Source organism: Azospirillum lipoferum, assembly GCF_024170005.1.
Classification (GTDB): Bacteria; Pseudomonadota; Alphaproteobacteria; order Azospirillales; family Azospirillaceae; genus Azospirillum; species Azospirillum lipoferum.
Genome location: NZ_JALJXJ010000013.1, coordinates 193,066 through 210,435 on the forward strand (window position 1 = coordinate 193,066; position 17,370 = coordinate 210,435).

Here is a 17,370-nt window from a genome sequence, read left to right on the forward strand (position 1 = left end):
GTCAGGAGGCCCCTCTCATGCGCGGGTCAAGCCTGTCGCGCAGCGCGTCGCCCAGCAAGTTGATGCCGAGCAGGGTCAGGGAGATGCACAGGCCGGGAAAGATGCCGAGCCAGACCGCCTGGGCGATGAAGGGCCGGCTTCCCGCCAGCATGTTGCCCCAGGTTGGCGCCGGCGGCGGCACGCCCAGCCCGAGGAAGCTGAGCGCGCTCTCCGCCAGCAGCACCCAGCCGAACATCGAGGTGGCCAGCACGGTCATCGGCCCGACGCAGTTCGGCAGGATGTGGCGCAGCACGGTGTAGAATTCCGAGTTGCCCATCACGCGCGACGCCTCGACGAACTCCCGCTCGCGCAGCGACAGCACCGTTCCGCGCACGATGCGGGCGACCGAGGGCGTGTAGGCGAGGCCGAGGGCGACGATGATCCCGGAGCTGTTGGCCCCGGCCACCGTCAGCAGGCCGAGCGCCAGCAGGATCGCCGGAAAGGCCAGGAGAGCGTCGTTGAAGGCCATCAGGATGCGGTCGGTCCAGCCCCGCGCATAGCCGGAGACGAGGCCGACCGCGGTGCCGAGCAGGCCGGCCGCCGCGACCGTGGACAAGCTGATCAGCATGCTGGTCGCCGCCGCCGCCATCAGGCGGCTCAACACGTCGCGGCCGAACTCGTCGGTGCCCAGCCAGTGGGCAGCCCCCGGCGGCGCCAGACGGGCGACGAAATTGATCTTGAGCGGGTCGTAGGGGGTCCAGACCGCGCCCAGCACCGCGCCGGCGATGACGATGCCGATGATCGCGCCGCCGAGGACGACATTGAGGGAAAGCCGTTTCATTCCGCGGTCACCCTGGGATCGAAGACGGGATAGAGCAGATCGACCACGAGGTTGACGGCCACGTAGACGAAGGCGACGAACAGCAGGCAGCCCTGGATGACCGGATAGTCGCGCGCGAAGATCGCATCGACGAGAAGGCGGCCGAGCCCGGGAATGGTGAAGACCGTCTCGACCACCGCGATGCCGCCCAGCAGATTGCCGAGCACCAGCCCGATCAGCGTCCAGGTCGGCCCGAAGGCGTTCTTGAAGGCATGCCGCCACAGCACGGCGGTTTCGGACAGCCCCTTGGCGCGGGCATGGGTGATGTAGTCGAGGCGCAGCACCTCCAGCGTGCTGGCCCGGGACATGCGGATCAGCACCCCCATCTCGTGCAGGAACAGGGTCATGACCGGCATGACGATATAGAGCAGCGCCGCCCGGGGATCCTCGGAGAAGGACACGTAGCCGACGACGGGAAGCCAGTTGAGCTCCAGGCCGAAGAGGAGCAGCAGCAGCAGGCCGAGCCAGAAGGTCGGGATCGAATAGAGCAGCGTCGCGGTCCCGACCAGGAACAGGTCGGTACCGCTGTTCTGGCGCCACGCGGCGATCATGCCGGCCGGCACCGCGAACAGGCTGGCCAGCAGCACGGCGATGAGGACGACGCGCGCGCTGATCCAGAAGCGGTCGAGCACCAGCGGCAGGACCGGCTGGGAGGAGGTGATGGAGATGCCGAAGTCGCCGCGCAGCACGTTGCCGAACCAGATGCCGAACTGGACCGGCAGGCTCTGGTCGAGGCCGAGCCGCTCGCGCAGGTCGGCGAGGCTGGCCGGGGTCGCGAGGTCGCCGAGCATGAGTGCGGCGGGATCGCCCGGTATGAGGCGGATCAGCACGAAGACCGTCACCGCCATGATCAGCAGTGTCGGAACCGCCATGGCGATCCGTTTGAACACGAAATGCAGCACGCCTGCCTCCTCTGCGCGGCGAGGCTCCCGTCCGGGTGCCCCGCGACCCTGCCGTCACGACAAAGGGTCAGTTCCCGACGACCCTGGCGCCCCAGACGCGCGCCTTGCCTTCCCACGGGTCGGCCCCCTGGACCCGCTTGGTGTGGGCCCAGGCTTCCTGGCCGTTGGAGAAGATGATCAGCGGGGTCGCCTCCATCTGGCGCTTGTGCAGCTCGTCGAAGACCGCCTGGCGCTGCGCCTCGTCGGAGATGGTGGAGGCCTTCGTGATCAGATCCTGGACCGCGGGATCGTCCCACACCTTGCGCGGCTGGCTGTCCTTCGGGCCGGAGAACTGCTCGTAGCTCAGCGCCGGGTCGAGCCGCCCGGAATAGGAGAAGGACATCATCTGGTAGTTGCCGGTGTTGTAGCGGTCGAGCTGCGTCACCCATTCCAGCACTTCGATCTGGGCGTTGATGCCGACCGCCTGCATCATCGCCTGGGCGATCACCGCGGCGTTGAAGCTGGGGACATGGACGCGCTTGTTGGCGATGATCTTGATCGGTTCGCCCTTGTAGCCGGCCTCCTTGAGCAGCGCCTTCGCCTTGGCCGGGTCGTAGGCGTAGCCCTTGGCCTGAACGGCGTCGTAGTAGGCGGAGGTGACGGGAACGCCGGAATTGTTCGGCTTGCCTTCGCCGTTCGACACGGCGGCCACCAGCTGCGGGATGTCGAGCGAGGCGGCGATCGCCTGACGCAGCTTGACGTTGCCGAGCAGCGGGTCGCGCGTCTGGAACAGGAAGGTGTGCTTGGTGGTGGACGGGAAGAAGCCGGCCTCGACCGTCTTGGTCTTGTTCAGCTCCGGCACGTCGGTTTCCAGGACCTGGGCCACGTCCACCGCGCCGGAGGCCAGCGCCGCCTTGGCCGTGGAGGCGTCGGGAACGACCAGGAACTTCACCGAGGCGAGGGCCGTGCGCTTGGCGCCGACCATGCCGTCGGGCTTGTCGCCCGGCGGCGACTGGTAGCCGTCGAAGCGGGAGACCGTCACATACTCGCCGCGGCGCCATTCGCCGAAGCGGAAGGGGCCGGTGCCGACCGGCTTGTCCCAGCTGCCGTCGGGCTTGAGCGAGTCCTTGTGGAGGATGGCGGTGCCGCCGCAGTCGGTGCGGGCCAGGGCGTCGAGGAACAGCGCGCTGGCGTGATCGAGCGTCATGGTGACGGTGCGGTCGTCCGGCGCCTCGACCTTCTCGACCTTCAGGCCGTTCCGCCCGTCGAAGTCGGAGCGGCAGCGCCAGTCCGTCTTCGGATCCATGTAGCGGTTCCAGCTCCACAGCACGTCCGCCGAGGTCAGCGGAGCGCCGTTGTGGAAGGTCACGCCCTGGCGCAGGCGGAAGCTGTAGGTCTTGCCGTCGTCCGACCGCTCGACCGACTCCGCGAGCAGCGGGGCCACCGAGCCATTCGCCCGGTAGCCCACCAGTCCCTCGACCATGTGCAGGACGACGGCGTCGGTGTTGTCGTCCCGGTTCACGCCCGGATTGGTGCTGCGGATGTCGGCGTTCAGCGCGACGGTGATGCTCTGGGCGGAAGCGGTCGCCGCTCCAGCCGCCAGCGCCATGCCCAACAGGGCTGCCAGGAACCTCGTCATCGACCTACCCCTCTGTTCATGCGTCATTGTCGTTGAACGCCGGCCTTTTTGCCGGCCGGCGCGAAAAGGCTAGGGACGGCTTGCCGCCACCCCGGCCTGTGACCGTACGCGGATCGCCATGCCGTCCCGTTGCGGGTCGGCGCCGCCGCTGCAGACACCGCCGTCGATGCGGATGCCGTGCAGGGCGGCGAAGGCGTAGCTCTGCCACGACCGTTTCACCGCGTAGCCCTGCTCCGCCAGCGCGTCGGTGACCGAGCGGCGGATGCGGTTCGACACGTCGATGGTGTTGGAGACCGCCATGACCCGCGGGGCGCTGACCGCCTCCAGCATCGACATGCCGAAGTCGATCACGTTCATGATCCCCTGCGCCATCGCCGGGGCGATGTAGCTGCCGCCCGGCGCGCCCATCACCACGAAGGGCCGGTCGTCCTTGAAGACGATGGTCGGCGCTGCGGAGCTGGCGCGCCGCTTGCCCGGCGCGATGGAGCCGGCCCGGCCCGGCCGCGGGTCGAAGCGGGCCATCGTCCCGTTGTACATGAAGCCGAGACCGTCGGTGATGGCGCCCGACGGGCTGCCCAGCGTATGGGTCAGGGCGACCGCGTTGCCCCGGGCGTCCACCACCGAGATATGCGTGGTGTCGCGGCTGGACTTGTCGAGCCGCGAGACCTCGGCCCGGTTGCCGGCGCGGATGTCCTCGGCCAGCGCCCGGCAATAGTCCTTGGCGATGAGCCGGTCCACCGGGACCTCCACATAGGCCGGGTCGCCCATGTGCCGGTCCTTGTCCACCGTCATCCGCTTCATCGCCTCGGCGAGCAGGCGGACATGCTCGGCCGAGCCATGCTCCAGCGCGCCGATGTCGAAATTCTCCAGGATGTGGAGAAGCTGGAGCATCGGGAAGCCGCTGGCCGGCGGCGGGCTGGTCGAGATGCGGTGCCCGCGATATTCGCCCCAGACCGGCGCCGCGGTCGAGACCTCGTAGGCGGCGAGATCGTCGAGGCCGATCAGCCCGCCATGCGCCGCCATGTCGGCGGCGATCTCCTCGGCGATCTCGCCGCGGTAGAACAGGTCGGGTCCGCCCCGCGCGATGCGTTCCAGCGTCCGCGTCAGGTCGGGGTTGAGGACGAGGTCGCCCGGGCGCTTCACCGTCCCGTCGGGCCGGAAATAGATGTCCCGGCCGGTGCGGCTGTGGTGCAGCTTGTCGATGGTGTCGACCTCGCCGCTGCCGCTCTGGTCGAGCGACCAGTACCAGTGGACATGGGGGCGGACCATGAAGCCGCGCCCGGCCTGGGTGATGGCCGGTGCCATCACGTCGGCCCAGTCGAAGGTCCCGTAGCGGCCGAGCGCCTCGGCATAGCCCTTCAGACTGCCCGGCGTGCAGACGGCGAGATGGCCGATCTCGCTGATGCCGCCCTTGAGCAGGAAGCCGAAGCCGTCGCGCGTCTGGCCGAGCAGCAGGTCGGTCCACATGTCGGGCCGGGCGGCGAGCGGGGCGCGGGCGTAGAATTCCAGGATGTCGTGGACCCCGCGTCCCGGCATGTAGACCTGCATCGAGCCGAAGCCGCCGATGCCCGACATCTGGGGATCGACGACCCCCTGGACGAAAGCGCAGGCGATGGCCGCGTCGACGGCGTTGCCGCCGCGCTCCAGCACCTCCGCCCCGGCCTCCGCGGCCTCGGGCTGCGGGGCGACGATCATCGCGTCCCCGATCCGTTCTGCCGCCATGGTCCGTTCCCCCTGTCTCAGCCCCTGGCCGCGCGGCGGCGCTTCAGCATGTCGGCGAAGAAGTCCTGGACATGGCCGACCACCTTGTTGCCGTCATGCGGGACGTTGGGCACCAGATCGAAGCGGACCTGCATGCCGGCGGCCTCGAAGGAGCGGCGCAGGCTGTCGAGCCGTTCCGGGCGGGTGCGGCCGGCGTCGTTGGCCCCAGGCATCCAATGACGGCCGCCCTCGCGGTGGGTGATCTCCCAGGTCTCCAGGTCGGCGGCGCCGACCACCATCTGGACCGGAACCGACGCCATGGCCGCGGGATCGGCCTCGATGCCGAAGCGCGCCTTCATGTCGCGCACGCCGACCCACCAGTCGCGCGTCGGGTCGAACAGCGTCACCGACCCGGGTGCGCCGATCGAGACCGCCCACAGCCGCTGGGGCCGCAACAGGAAGAAGCGGTTGGCGAAATGCCCGCCACCGGAATAGCCGAACAGGGCGAAGCGGGAGACGTCGAAGCCGTAGCGCTCCCCGACCTCGTCGACGATCGACAGCAGCACCTCGTCGTACCGGATGTCGGCTTCCTGCATGTATTTGAAGCCGTCGCGGTTGCCGTCGCCGCGCACCCCCGCCGGGAACAGCGGGCAGAGGATGGCGCAGTTGTTCCAGCGGCCGAAGTCGGCGAAGGCGTCGCGGTAGGCCATGAAGGCGCGGCCCGTCCCGTGCATCACCACCGCCAGATCCGGAGCGGCGCCCTCGACCGGCGGCGGAACATAGAGGCAGTAGGAAAAGCGCGGATCATGCCGGCTGGCGAACACCGTGGTGTGGCCGAGGTCGTAGATTTGCCGGCCGCGGTCCTGCGGAGCACCGGGATTGGCACTGGCCTGGGCACCGGCGGGACCGCCCGGAGGCGCGTCGAGGAGAGTCATCGCGGTTCCAATTGGTATAGAAATTGGCGCCAAAATTGGTTACACATTGCCGGCGCCTTGGCAAGGGGGCAATTCCGTTTTTCCGATGATCGGCGGACACAGCGTTCCGCCGATCCGGATGGAGGAGAGTGGCGGATGCATTCCGGCAGAGACGAAATCCTCCGGACGTCCTTCGTCACATCCGTTGCCGCGTGCGTAGGGCAGCCTTACGATACGGCACCTCTTCCGGCACCGCCGGAGCGAGGGTTCAGACAGAATGCGAGGTCACCTGCGTCCCATGAGCGTCAAAGCGGATCCCGCCACCGGCAACCTCGCCGACCGCATGGCGCGCGACATCCAGGCCGGCGTCTTCGCGCCGGGAATGTGGCTGAAGCAGGTCGACCTGGAGACCCGCTACGAGGCCAAACGGATGGAGGTGCGACGCGCGCTCGACCAGCTCGCGCTCAAGCGGCTGGTGCGGCATGTCCCGAACCGGGGCTATCACGTTCACGTCCCGGACGACCGGCAGGCCGAGGAGGTGCGCGAGGTCCGGCTGATCCTGGAGACGGCGGCGGCAGGCAGCATCGTCGCCAACGCGACCGCCGCCGATATCGCGGCGCTTCGCGTGCTCGCACAGCGCTTCGCCGACCTCATCCTGGAGGGGACGCTGCTCGACCTCTACGAGGCCAACATCGCCTTCCACGCCAAGCTGCTGGCGCTGGGATCGAACCGCGAGCTGATCAACATCCTCTGGGAATTGCGGGGGCGCGGCCCGTCGGCGCCGGTCACGCAGTGGAAGACCCGGGCCCGCATCGAGCAGTCGAGCCGCGAACATTTCCACATGGTCGAGGCCATCGCGGCCGGCGACGCCGGCGCGCTGCGCCGGCTGACTGCCGACCATATCCTGCAGACGGAGGAGCGTCCGCCTGCGCACGAGCAAGACGGCGCCTGACGGAACGGGCCAACGCCCCTGGAATGGCGGCGCGCGAGGGGTTACCTATGCACCCACCTGGGCAGTTCCAGCTGTGGGCGGCGTCGAGCGGGCAATCGCGCAGGACCTGTCCAGTTTCAGTCCCATCGAACAGTGAATGGCGGGTATCGCGCGCATCCGGCTCATTCCGACCATCTCCCTGTTCCCGAGGTGACCGTGGCAAGCATGGCCTCAGAGCCGATCGACGCCGCTATGCCCCGCGCCTAGGATCCGGAGCCGACCAGTGGCAGCCACGCACCGACGTGCTGCGTAACCGCCGCCTCGTACGTCCGTACGCTGGCTTGCTGATGTTGCGTCAACGAGGACGGGTTTGGCGAACTGAAACAACTGGTGTCGGAAGCCTTCATGTCCACCGGTTGCTCGATCACCGACCGTCCCTTACGGACCACGACGATCTGTCCGGCGGCATCGACCGTATGGACCATTTCCCGACAGCCGATGCCGAACGTCACCGCGTTGACGGCGATGTTGCGGCCAGTCGAGTTTTCGATGTCCACGACACCCTTCGGGGTTCGGCCCTTCAAGGTCGTGCACTTCTGTGTCCGCGTCGGGTGCGACCACGTATCCGGCCTTGCGCAAGCCGCTCTCGGCCAATGCCCGGTATTCCGACGCGACCAGGGACTTCGCGTCGTACGGCTCGCCGCCCTGGTCGGTGATATCGAGCACGAACTTCACCTTGCCGCCGCCGGGGCTGGAAAGACGTAGCTGGCCTGCGCGTTCGGATTCCAAGCATGCCGGTTGCAATTGCCCGGTAACTTTTTTTCGAGCGAGCTTTGTGAGAACATTGGTGTTGCTATCTACGACGGGTCATTGCTGAAGCTTAAGGCAGAACTGATCAAGCCCAGCCTGTTAATCATCGATGACCTCGGGTTGGGCGAAATTTCTCCACAGATCGGACAGATTTTGCTGGACGTCGTGGACAGGCGAATGCGGTCAGGCTCACTTTGATGGTGGTCCGACGAAGCGTTCCGAGGATGTTTCATACAGGGACGATCAGACGGGTTCCCGTGTCCGCAAAGCCATCACGCACTATGCCGGCCACTGCGTACAATCCATCGAAGGAACAGGGCTGAAGACGGACCTTGCCCGGATCGACGCCTTCATGAAGACAATCCGGGATGTCCATCCGAGCGGCAATCAGGACGGTGGGGCCTTCGGTGATTGATCAGACCCCGGGCTCGGCTATACACCGGGCGGCGGGCGATGCAGGCCGGGAGGGTATTCATCCAGCGCGAGGAAGGCGGGGCACCGGTGCAATCGTAGCGTCCATCCGACCCGCCCGCACCATCGGGACGCGGAGTCCGTGTTGCTACGGACCCGGCCGCCCCGCTGGCGCGGCCGCCGTCACGACAGGTCGGGCGCGAGGCCGAACCGCTCCGCCAGCAAGGCAGCGACGGCGGCGGCGGCCATGGGCCGGGCATAGAGATACCCCTGCCCTTCCCGGCAGCCGCAGGACCGCAGGAAGTCCTGCTGCGCCAGCGTTTCCACCCCTTCGGCGATCACCGTGCGGTTCAGGCGGTGCGCCATGGCGATGATCGCCTCGGGGATCGCTTCGCTGTCGCGGTCCTCGGGAATGTCGCGAATGAAGCTGCGGTCGATCTTCAGCCGGTCGATCGGCAGGCTCTTCAGCGACCCCATGCAGGAGTAGCCGGTTCCGAAATCGTCGATGGCCACCATCAGACCGAGCCGCTTGAGCTGGAGCAGCGTGGCGAGGCAGTTGTCCTCGTTCTGTAAGGTGCTTTCCGTGATTTCGATCTCCAGCTGCTCGGCGGGCAGGCCGGTTTCATCGAGAAGATTCTTCAGGAACTGCGGCAGGCGGTCCGGGTTCATCTGCCGCGCCGAGACGTTGACCGCCATCCGCAACGGGGGAAGTCCGGCCCGCCGCCACGCGCAGGCCTGCGCGCAGGCCTCGCGCAGGACCCATTCGCCGATGGGAACGATGAGGCCGCTCTTCTCCGCGATGGGAATCACCGCGTCGGGTCCCAACAGGCCGGCGGTCGGGTGCTGCCAGCGGATCAGCGCCTCGACGCCCAGGACCGCGCCACTCGCCATATCGATCTGCGGCTGGTAATGCAGGACCAGCTCCCCCACGTCGAAACCGCGCCTCAGGTCGCGGTCGCGCTCCATGTAGAGGGTGGCTTTCCGGGTCATCTCCTTGGTGTAAAAGGCGAAGCGGTTGCGCCCGTCATCCTTGGCCACGTACATGGCGGTGTCGGCGGCGCGGATCAGGTCGTCCTGCGTCAGGCCATCGTCGGGAAACAGGCTGATTCCGACGCTGGCGGACACCGTGAACTCGATCCCGGCCAAGGCGATGGGCTCGCAAATCCGCGCGATGATGCGGTTGGAGAGTTCGGCCACGCAGACCGGCTGCTCGACCTGGTCGACGATCACCATGAACTCGTCGCCGCCCAACCGCGCGACGGTGTCCTCCTGGCGCACGGCCAGACGCATGCGCTTGGCCACGGTCCGCAGCAGCTCGTCGCCGACGCTGTGTCCCAACGTGTCGTTGATCCGCTTGAAATGGTCGAGATCGATGAATAGAAGCGCCACCGTCCCGTTGCGGCGCTGGGCGGCGTTCATGGCCTGTTGCAGGCGGTCCATCGCCAGCAGGCGGTTGGGCAGGTCGGTGAGCGGGTCGTAATGCGCCAAATGCTGGAATTGCTCCTGGGCCTGCCGGATGGCCGTCATGTCCGAAAACAACGCGACATAGTGGGTGACGTCGCCTTTGGCATCGCAGACCGACGCGATGTTCACCAGCACCGGCAGCAGGGAATTATCCCGGCGGCGGCCGAGAATCTCGCCGTGCCACCGCCCGGCCGCGGCCAGGGTCGTCATCATGCTGCGCCGGTCGACGGGCGTACCAAACGACGTGTCCAGGATGTGAGGGAACTTTCCGATGATCTCGTCGTCCTGACAACCGCTGATCGTGCAGTATGCACGGTTGAAATTGATGACGTCGAACGCCCTGTCCAGGATCAGGATGCCTTCCTGGGCCGATTCGAAGACCATGGCCGCCTGCTGAAGCTGGACCTCGGTCCTTCGCCTTTCCGTGATATCCTGAATAACGCCGATGATGCGGCTTTTCCCGTCGACGTTGCCGGTGAATAGTTTCCCCTGGATCTTCAGCCAGTGAAGCGCGCCGTCGGGATGGACGCTGCGGAATTCGGTCGAACACAGGCCACCGTGATCGGAGGTGTGGCTGAACACCCGATCGACCTGATGGCGGTCCTCGTCGTGCACCCGCGCCAGGAAACCGTCCCACGCCCCGGCCAGAACCTCCTGCGGATGGCCGAAGAAGCGATGGGAGTTGCCGACGTGCAGAACGGTTTTCGTGGTTGCGTCCAGTTCCCAAGACGCCATATCGGCGGCCTCCAGGGCCAGCAGCAGCCGCTCCTCGCTTCGCCGGACCACCAGGTCGGCGTCGCGGCGTTCCAGCGCCATCTGGATGGTTGCGTGCAGCTCCCGTTCGCTGAAGGGTTTGACGAGATAGCCATAGGGTCTGGTGGCGCGCGCGCGCTCCAGCGTCGCCTGTTCGGAATAGGCGGTCAGGTAGATGACCGGCGTGTCGGACGTCCTGGAGATTTCCCGGGCGGTGTCGATGCCGTCCATCGGCCCTTCGATGTGGATGTCCATGAGGACGAGGTCGGGCCGCTCGTCGCGGACGGAGGCCAGCGCCTGCACGCCGGACGCCGCCGGGGTGGTCACGTCATAGCCCAGCAGCTTCAGACGCTGCTGCAAATGAAGCGCGACGATGCGCTCGTCCTCGACCACCAGAATTCTGGCCTTCGACATCGATCGCCTCCACTCATTCGTCCGATGGGAACCGCAACAGGAAGCTGGTCGGGTGGCCGGGCTGGATCGTCAACGCACCGCTAAGCTGCTGCGTCAGCAAATTGACGAGTTGAAGTCCAAGGGTTTCGGTCTTCGCGGGGTCCAGCGCGGGTGGCAGCCCGACCCCGTCGTCGCTGACCCGAAGGGAAACCTCCGAAGGCGTGTCCCTGGACAGCCGGATGGTGATCACGCCCCGGCGGTCGTCCGGGAAGGCATGCTTCAGGGCGTTCGAAATCAGTTCGTTCATGATCAGGCCACAGGGAATGGCCGTGTTGATGGGCAGTTGGACCCCGACCGTGTCGAGGGACAAGGTGATCCGCGCCGGATCCACCCCATAGGAAGCGATCAGGGTGGGCGCCAGCGCGTCGAGGAAATTGGCGAAATCGACCCGCGCGAAATCCTTGGACTGGTACAGGGTCTGATGGATCAGAGCCATCGAGCGGATGCGCGACTGGCTGTCGCGCAGCATGTCGAGAACCTGCCTGTCCATGATGCGCGACGATTGAAGATCGAGCAGACTGCCGATGATCTGAAGGTTGTTCTTCACCCGATGATGGATTTCGGCGAGGAGAATGTCCTTTTCCTTCAGCGCCTGCTGGATTTTCTCTTCCTTCTGCTTTCGGTCGGAGATGTCGACGATCGCCGACAGGACCATCGTGCCCTCTTCAGTTTCGATCGGGTTGAGGCCGATCTCCACCGGAAACTCGCTGCCGTCCTTGCGCAATCCGTAGAGATCCCGCCCGGCCCCCATGGGCCGCGACTGCGGATTGGCGAAGAACTGGGCCCGCATCCCCGGATGATGCCCGGCGAGGCGGGTGGGAACGAGGATCTCCACCGGCTGCCCGAGCAGTTCGCGGCGCGTGTAGCCGAAGACGCGCTCGGTCTGGGTGTTGATCATTTCGATCATCCCCCGGCTGTTCACCATTACCATCGCGTTGGGCGCCGATTCCACGACCAGTCGGAAACGCTCCTCGCTCTTGCGCAACGCGTGTTCCACGACTTGCCGTTTCGCTTCCTCGGAAAGCGGGCTGTCCTCCAGCATGGTGTCGTCCTCCGATGCCGTCCAGAAACGCTCCACGGAACCCGTGCCATACCGCCGGACCAACCCGCGACGTTCCAAACGCCGGGGACAACGGCATACATACGATGGTAGGCCATAGATTTCGACGCTGAAACAATACAGCGGCCCTACACCCACAGAAAACATAAGGTATTTTCCGTGAGTGAAAGCCTACGGTAGAGTGGTTTCTTCTGGTTGTCCATCAGGGTTGCTCGCCAAAGCCGACGAACTTGATCCATTCCCCCTGCTGTCGTGTTGAGGATCGGGGCGCAGGGCCTGCCATTCCTTGGCCCGCTCTTGCCAAGACCATGAAATCGGAAAGGCTCTTGTTGGGTTCCGGGGTGTTGGGTCGCCGGTCATGTGACGATGGCTTCGACGAGGGCTCCGAGCAAAGCTTTTCCGCGCCGCCGAGCGCTCGACGCCTGTCCCTGCTGTGCCGGCTCACCGTTGGCCAGCCGACGCGCAACGCCTGAAGCAACACGCCACCGCACTGCGCAGTAACGGGAAAGGTGGGAAAATCCCACCATATTCCCTATCCACCTGAATTGCGGTTATCACAATGCAGATGCTGGCGACGATCCGACCGGGCAAGGCGCCGCATCCGAGAGCCAAGGTATCAAGGAAACCCTGATCCCTTCAGCCGGCGGTATCCGATCCCGTCGGTAAGATATCCAGCACGTCGCCATCCCCACCCCCCGTAAGGTGGGTACCTTCAAGGGATGGTCGATTCGGCCATATCTTCCGAAGGCGGTCGCACGTTGGTCATTCAGGTTGAACCATTCGGGAATCCCGAATGCTTGGGTCATCGAGTTCTGCATCTGACCTGACATTTGCCACGGCTCAGATGCGGATCAGCCTGTCCCATCGGAGGAGCCCGTAAAACGCGGGCGCCTTGGACTTGCAGAGTGTCGGCACCCGATTGGCTCACGCGCTGAATGCGCCAGCCTTGATTAGCCCCGACGTACCTCACGTGGGGAGATGCCGAACACCTCTCTGAACGCACGGGCACAGGACGTGCGGGAGCGCCAGCCATTGTCTTCGGCGATCGTTGCGATCGGGCGATCGCTCTGCTGAAGCGCTGCGCGAATGCGGAACAGACGCCAGCGGGCGACATAGTTCATTGGCGTCAAGCCGGTCCGCCGGCGGAAAACGTCCGCGAACGACGAGCGCGACATGCCCGCCTCCGACGCGAGACGGGTCAGGCTCCAATCCTCGCCGATCCGTGCGTGAAACGCCCGCAACGCGCGAGCAAGGCGGGGATCGGCGAGCCCGGCCAACCAGTTTGGTCGCGCGCCACCCGGCGCGGCTAGATACGCGCGCAGCGCCTGCACGAGTAGGATATCGGCAAGGCGCGCCACGACCAAGTCCTCACCGGCCGCGCTGGCGCCCGCCTCCTGGGTCAGCAACAGCAGTGTCGATCGCAACGCCGCGGCGCTCGGTGCGGTGGCAGGGATATGGATCGCCGGCGGGAGCGCCAGACGTAGCCACGCGGCGCCGGTCTCGTCCAGAGTGAAGCGGCCACCGATGGTGATCTTGTCCGGCGCGCCCTCGCCGTAGCGCACCACGCCATCGGCACCACGGTGCGTAGCGAAATAGGCCTCGCCATCGATGACCGGCCCGTCGGCCGTGCTGGAGTCGTAGGGCTGGCCGTCGGTTAGGAGGTAGCAGTCGCCCGCTGCCAGCCGCATCGCCGGTCCTGTGCCCGGGCGCAGAGTCATTCCACCCGCCAGAAGCGCCCCAAACTTCAGATGCCGGAAGCCGGGGAACCGCATGCGATAGCCACCATGACTCTCGAAGCGCACCGGCGTGGCGCTCTCGACCCGCATCGCCAGCAGAATGTCGGACAGGGCATCAGGCATATTCGGACTCTGGGATACATATTACGGACTAAAGAGTCTCCATGATCCACTATCTTGCCTTTATCTCGCCGCGGTCAAGCAACGGAGGCATATCTATGAAATACACACAGCTCGGCTCCACCGGCACCTTCGTCTCGCGCCTGTGCCTGGGCACGATGACCTTCGGCGGCACGGTGGAAGGCACCGGCGGCATCGGCGGGCTGGACCGCGCGGGCGCTGACGCGATCCTCGGCACCGCGCTTGATGCCGGGATCAACTTCATCGACACCGCCGATGTTTATGCCGGCGGCGAGAGCGAGACGCTGCTGGGCGAACTGCTCGGCAGCCGGCGGCGCGAGGTTGTGCTCGCCACCAAGGCGAACGCGCGCATCGGCAAGGGGCCGAACGACACCGGCCTGTCGCGCATCCACTTGGCCGAGGCCCTGGATGATAGCCTGCGGCGGCTCAAGACCGATCACATCGACCTCTACCAGATCCATCGCTGGGACGCGCTGACGCCGATCGAGGAGACGCTTGGCGCGCTCGACGATGCGGTGCGTCAGGGCAAGGTGCGTTACATCGGCGCGTCGAACCTCTTCGCGTGGCAGTTGATGAAGGCACTCGGCGTGTCGGCGCGCGAACACCTCGCCCGCTTCGTCACCGTCCAAGCCTTCTATTCGCTCGCCGGTCGCGGGGTGGAGGACGAGCTTGCACCGGCGATGCTCGATCAGGGGCTGGGCATGCTGTGCTGGAGCCCGCTCGCCGGCGGCATGCTGTCGGGCAAGGTGACGCGCGACGGGGCGGAGGCCGGTTCACGCCGCGGACGGCGCGGGGCGGGCAACCAGTTCCCGCCGATCGAGGAGGCGCGCGTATTCGATATCATCGACGTGTTGCGCGAGATCGCACAGCGGCGCGGTGCGACGCCCGCACAGATCGCGCTCGCTTGGCTGCTGTCGCGCCCGGTCGTGACCAGCGTGATCGTCGGCGCAAAGCGGGTCGATCAGCTCACCGACAATATCGGTGCGGTCGATGTCGTCCTGGAGGCTGAAGACCTCGCCGCGCTGAATGCGGTCAGCGCGGAGCCGCCGCGCTATCCCAACTGGATGCTGACCTACAATGCGGCAAGCCGCGTGCCCGCAGGGCATCCCGCGCCGGGACCGAGCTGGATCGTCGGTCAGACGCCGCTGCGCGCGGAATAAGCCGGACAAGGAGGATGCCCATGACGAAGCCTATGCAGGCATGCCTCAATGCCGCCCTCCGAAGCCGGCTGATGACATGGGCCAAAGTCCTCCCCGAGGAGCAATTTGGCGCCGTCCCACCAGCGATGCCGACGGGACGGCGTGCCTCGGCTCCCCTCCTACGGCTGCACCTTCCGCAGCCGGTCGAAGCGCTCCCGCTCCTCCGGCGTGGCGATCTGCCGGAACTCCTTGACCCGTTCGGGTGACACCTTCCCAGGGTTGGCAGCGCTGCGCAGACGCCATTTCTGCTCATCCGGCGGAATCTTCATGTCCCGCATCATCCGGCGCGCCTGACTGCGGAGTTCGTTTGCCTCCTCCGTCCGGCCGTCCCGCCGCGCGCTGTCGGCGTCCTTCAGCAGCTTGTTGACCTCCGGCATGCCGAGCTTCACCTCGGTCTCATGCCGACGCTCCGCCGCCAGCAGCGCGCCGCGCTTCGGCCCGCCCGGCGCCCCCTGGCTGAAGGTGAAGCCGGTCAACTCGCCGGCCAGTTTCAGCCGCGCCACCCGCTGGTCACCGCTGCCGGTCAGCACGTCGCGCAGGGTCTCGAACGTCCCGGTCGGGAACTGCGCCTGCATGAAGTGGGTGACGATGTTGCCGGCGGCCCGCGCCATGCCGGCGGGGGTGGTGTCCTCGGCGTTGTAGACCGGTCGGCGAAAGCCATGGTCATTGGACAGCACCTCCAGCGACGGCCGGGCGATGGTGCTGAGCTTGGCCTTCAGCATGTCGAGCGGGCGGGGCAGGTAGCCCTGGAACTCCTCGCCGATCTTGCCGGCCGGGTTGCGCAGATAGATGCCGGTGCCGCGGGCGTCCAGCCCCCAGAAGATGCGCCCCTCCTTGCCCGGCTCGTTCCCGCTGTTCGGCGTCAGGCTCTCCAGCAGATGGAACGGGTTCAGGGCTGAGAACGGATCGTTGCCGACGTGCTGCAACAGCCGCTGGAACCGCTCGACATAGCCGGCGGCCTCCTTGTCGAGGCTGCCGTCCCGCATCATCACGTTCAGGCCGGATTGCAGGAGGCTGTTGGCGGCGTACATCATGCCGACGTCGATCAGGAAGGCGTGCGGCGCCTTCTTCCAGGTCAGGCTGACGGCGGCCTTCGCCCGCAGCTCGCCGGCGTCCCGCGCGATCTGGGAGCGCACCTCGCTGGGCAACCCGGTCAGCATGTCCTTCATCACCCCGAGATTGCCGATGGTGAAGGTGCGGGAGAACATCGCGAGGTTGGCGATCCGGGTGGCGGTTTCGCCCATCGCCTCCTTCGGCAGGGCGCCGGCGTAGCGGTTGGCGAAGTGGGCGGCGATGCGGGAGGCGGTCACCTCGTCGACCCGCCGGCGGATCAGATCCTCGCGGACGTTCTTGTACAAGCCCATCTGCAAGTCGCCGATGCGGTCCCACAGCAGCGTCCCGTGCCAGAAGTCGCCGAACCGATCGATGGCTTCGGCGACCTTCCGGCCGGCGCCAGGGCTCATGGTGCCGATGCCCTTCCGCAAACCAGTGGCGATCAGCCCGCGGCAGGGTTCCAGGCTGTTGGCGCCGCCGATGCCGAGCAGGTCGTCGGTGGCACCGCGGTGCCCACCGATGGGCACGAGCCCCGCGTCGATGGCGCGCTCCATGAACGCAGGATCCCGCTTGGCGGCGTTGCCCTCGAAATAGACCTTCAGGGTGAGAACCTTGCCCGGCATCACCGGCAGGGCGCGGCCCCATTCCACCATGTTGTGGATCAGCGGCGACCACATGATGGCCGACATGGCGCCGCCCTTCAGCTGCATGGCGGCGGTGCGGACCGCGTTCCACTCCGCCGGGGTGAACGCCCCGAGGTCACGCAGGGCGTGGATGGTTTCGTGATCGACGGCGCGCGGCTTGTCCGGCGTGCTGAGCGCGGTCTCGATCAGCCCGCGGGTGTAGCGGGCGCGGCCGGCCGGAACCGGCTGGCCGGTCGCCTGGGAGCGGATGGCGTCGACCATCGACAGGGCCACGCGGTCGTCGATCCCATAGCGCTGAAGCCGGGCGCGAAGGTCCACCTCCAGGGCAGGGGCGACGTCCTCGATGTCGGGGGCGATGCTGAAGCGCTCATCCAGGAAGGGGGCTACGTCGCCGAAGGCGCGCTCTTCCGGTCGAGGATATCCGCCATCACGCGACCGTTGTGTGCCTGCCGCTGGGCCTCGGCCCGCTGCGCTTCCGTCATCGCCGGGTCCGCGGCCCGTGCCTCGATCTTCTCCGCCAAGCTCCTCAAACGGGATTGCCGATCCATCGCTGCTGTCCTCTTGCCGTTTCGCAAATTCCGCCTCATGGGCGATCATGGTGTAAGCGCAATGTCAGAATGTCAGTCCCTCGCAACATAGAACTGTCAGTCTTCCGCCAGGTTTTCGACGGCTGGGAGGCTGGCGATGGGCTGGATTACGATGAGCGAACGGGACTTGCAAC

Annotated in this window: 14 protein-coding genes; 3 read left to right on the top strand and 11 right to left on the bottom strand. The window is 66.6% G+C overall.

The features are described 5' to 3' along the window. Position 1: 1 nt before the first annotated feature. From J2848_RS26705 to J2848_RS26725, 5 genes are all read right to left on the bottom strand, one after another. Positions 2–820 carry an ABC transporter permease gene (locus tag J2848_RS26705; protein WP_149233854.1) on the bottom strand — a complete coding sequence of 273 codons (819 nt, stop codon included), beginning with the start codon at positions 818–820 and terminating at the stop codon, positions 2–4. Next, positions 817–1,761: an ABC transporter permease gene (locus tag J2848_RS26710; protein ID WP_149233855.1), complete on the bottom strand. Its 945-nt coding sequence runs from the start codon at positions 1,759–1,761 to the stop codon at positions 817–819. The genes J2848_RS26705 and J2848_RS26710 overlap by 4 nt, the downstream gene beginning before the upstream one ends. Before the next feature lie 67 nt (positions 1,762–1,828). After that, on the bottom strand, positions 1,829–3,379 hold the full coding sequence (locus tag J2848_RS26715; RefSeq protein WP_149233856.1) for an ABC transporter substrate-binding protein: 1,551 nt from the start codon (positions 3,377–3,379) through the stop codon (positions 1,829–1,831). Positions 3,380–3,448: 69 nt separating this feature from the next. Then, on the bottom strand, positions 3,449–5,101 hold the full coding sequence (gene ggt / locus J2848_RS26720; RefSeq protein WP_170307184.1) for a gamma-glutamyltransferase: 1,653 nt from the start codon (positions 5,099–5,101) through the stop codon (positions 3,449–3,451). Between the two features lie 17 nt (positions 5,102–5,118). Then, positions 5,119–6,015 carry an alpha/beta hydrolase family protein gene (locus J2848_RS26725; protein WP_149233857.1) on the bottom strand — a complete coding sequence of 299 codons (897 nt, stop codon included), beginning with the start codon at positions 6,013–6,015 and terminating at the stop codon, positions 5,119–5,121. Between the two features lie 277 nt (positions 6,016–6,292). Here J2848_RS26725 and J2848_RS26730 point away from each other — a divergent pair, with 277 nt between their 5' ends. Further along, positions 6,293–6,946 carry a GntR family transcriptional regulator gene (locus J2848_RS26730; protein WP_211103268.1) on the top strand — a complete coding sequence of 218 codons (654 nt, stop codon included), beginning with the start codon at positions 6,293–6,295 and terminating at the stop codon, positions 6,944–6,946. Positions 6,947–7,188: 242 nt separating this feature from the next. Here the strand turns inward: J2848_RS26730 and J2848_RS26735 are convergent, their stop codons facing one another. Further along, entirely contained in the window at positions 7,189–7,482 is a 294-nt protein-coding gene (locus J2848_RS26735; protein ID WP_170307172.1) for a hypothetical protein, read from the bottom strand. 208 nt (positions 7,483–7,690) lie between these two features. On the opposite strand from J2848_RS26735, the gene J2848_RS36195 reads away from it, so the two are divergent. After that, positions 7,691–7,933 (top strand): ATP-binding protein, encoded by a 243-nt coding sequence (locus tag J2848_RS36195; protein WP_366520488.1) that lies wholly within the window; start codon positions 7,691–7,693, stop codon positions 7,931–7,933. Between the two features lie 396 nt (positions 7,934–8,329). Here the strand turns inward: J2848_RS36195 and J2848_RS26740 are convergent, their stop codons facing one another. From J2848_RS26740 to J2848_RS26750, 3 genes are all read right to left on the bottom strand, one after another. Then, the gene (locus tag J2848_RS26740; RefSeq protein ID WP_149233858.1) at positions 8,330–10,777 is read right to left on the bottom strand and encodes a two-component system response regulator; all 2,448 of its coding nucleotides are present in this window, start codon (positions 10,775–10,777) and stop codon (positions 8,330–8,332) included. Positions 10,778–10,790: 13 nt separating this feature from the next. Continuing rightward, positions 10,791–11,858 carry a sensor histidine kinase gene (locus J2848_RS26745; protein WP_149233859.1) on the bottom strand — a complete coding sequence of 356 codons (1,068 nt, stop codon included), beginning with the start codon at positions 11,856–11,858 and terminating at the stop codon, positions 10,791–10,793. A 968-nt stretch (positions 11,859–12,826) separates the two neighbouring features. Further along, entirely contained in the window at positions 12,827–13,735 is a 909-nt protein-coding gene (locus tag J2848_RS26750) for an AraC family transcriptional regulator (RefSeq protein WP_149233860.1), read from the bottom strand. A 41-nt stretch (positions 13,736–13,776) separates the two neighbouring features. Between J2848_RS26750 and J2848_RS26755 the strand changes: the two genes are divergently transcribed. Further along, positions 13,777–14,913, top strand: coding sequence for an aldo/keto reductase (locus J2848_RS26755; RefSeq protein WP_246194175.1), 1,137 nt, complete (start codon positions 13,777–13,779; stop codon positions 14,911–14,913). 158 nt (positions 14,914–15,071) lie between these two features. On the opposite strand, the gene J2848_RS26760 is transcribed toward J2848_RS26755, so the two are convergent. Continuing rightward, positions 15,072–16,967: a hypothetical protein gene (locus J2848_RS26760; RefSeq protein WP_149233861.1), complete on the bottom strand. Its 1,896-nt coding sequence runs from the start codon at positions 16,965–16,967 to the stop codon at positions 15,072–15,074. A 65-nt stretch (positions 16,968–17,032) separates the two neighbouring features. Then, on the bottom strand, positions 17,033–17,197 hold the full coding sequence (locus tag J2848_RS26765; protein ID WP_170307185.1) for a hypothetical protein: 165 nt from the start codon (positions 17,195–17,197) through the stop codon (positions 17,033–17,035). Positions 17,198–17,370: the final 173 nt, after the last annotated feature.

Excerpts from the sequence above, each read along its gene's own strand:
- J2848_RS26705 (WP_149233854.1), bottom strand. The coding sequence starts at position 820 with ATGAAACGGCTTTCCCTCAATGTCGTCCTCGGCGGCGCGATCATCGGC.
- J2848_RS26715 (WP_149233856.1), bottom strand. The coding sequence starts at position 3,379 with ATGACGAGGTTCCTGGCAGCCCTGTTGGGCATGGCGCTGGCGGCTGGA.
- ggt (WP_170307184.1), bottom strand. The coding sequence starts at position 5,101 with ATGGCGGCAGAACGGATCGGGGACGCGATGATCGTCGCCCCGCAGCCC.
- J2848_RS26725 (WP_149233857.1), bottom strand. The coding sequence starts at position 6,015 with ATGACTCTCCTCGACGCGCCTCCGGGCGGTCCCGCCGGTGCCCAGGCC.
- J2848_RS26730 (WP_211103268.1), top strand. The coding sequence starts at position 6,293 with ATGAGCGTCAAAGCGGATCCCGCCACCGGCAACCTCGCCGACCGCATG.
- J2848_RS26740 (WP_149233858.1), bottom strand. The coding sequence starts at position 10,777 with ATGTCGAAGGCCAGAATTCTGGTGGTCGAGGACGAGCGCATCGTCGCG.
- J2848_RS26745 (WP_149233859.1), bottom strand. The coding sequence starts at position 11,858 with ATGCTGGAGGACAGCCCGCTTTCCGAGGAAGCGAAACGGCAAGTCGTG.
- J2848_RS26750 (WP_149233860.1), bottom strand. The coding sequence starts at position 13,735 with ATGCCTGATGCCCTGTCCGACATTCTGCTGGCGATGCGGGTCGAGAGC.
- J2848_RS26755 (WP_246194175.1), top strand. The coding sequence starts at position 13,777 with ATGATCCACTATCTTGCCTTTATCTCGCCGCGGTCAAGCAACGGAGGC.
- J2848_RS26765 (WP_170307185.1), bottom strand. The coding sequence starts at position 17,197 with ATGGATCGGCAATCCCGTTTGAGGAGCTTGGCGGAGAAGATCGAGGCA.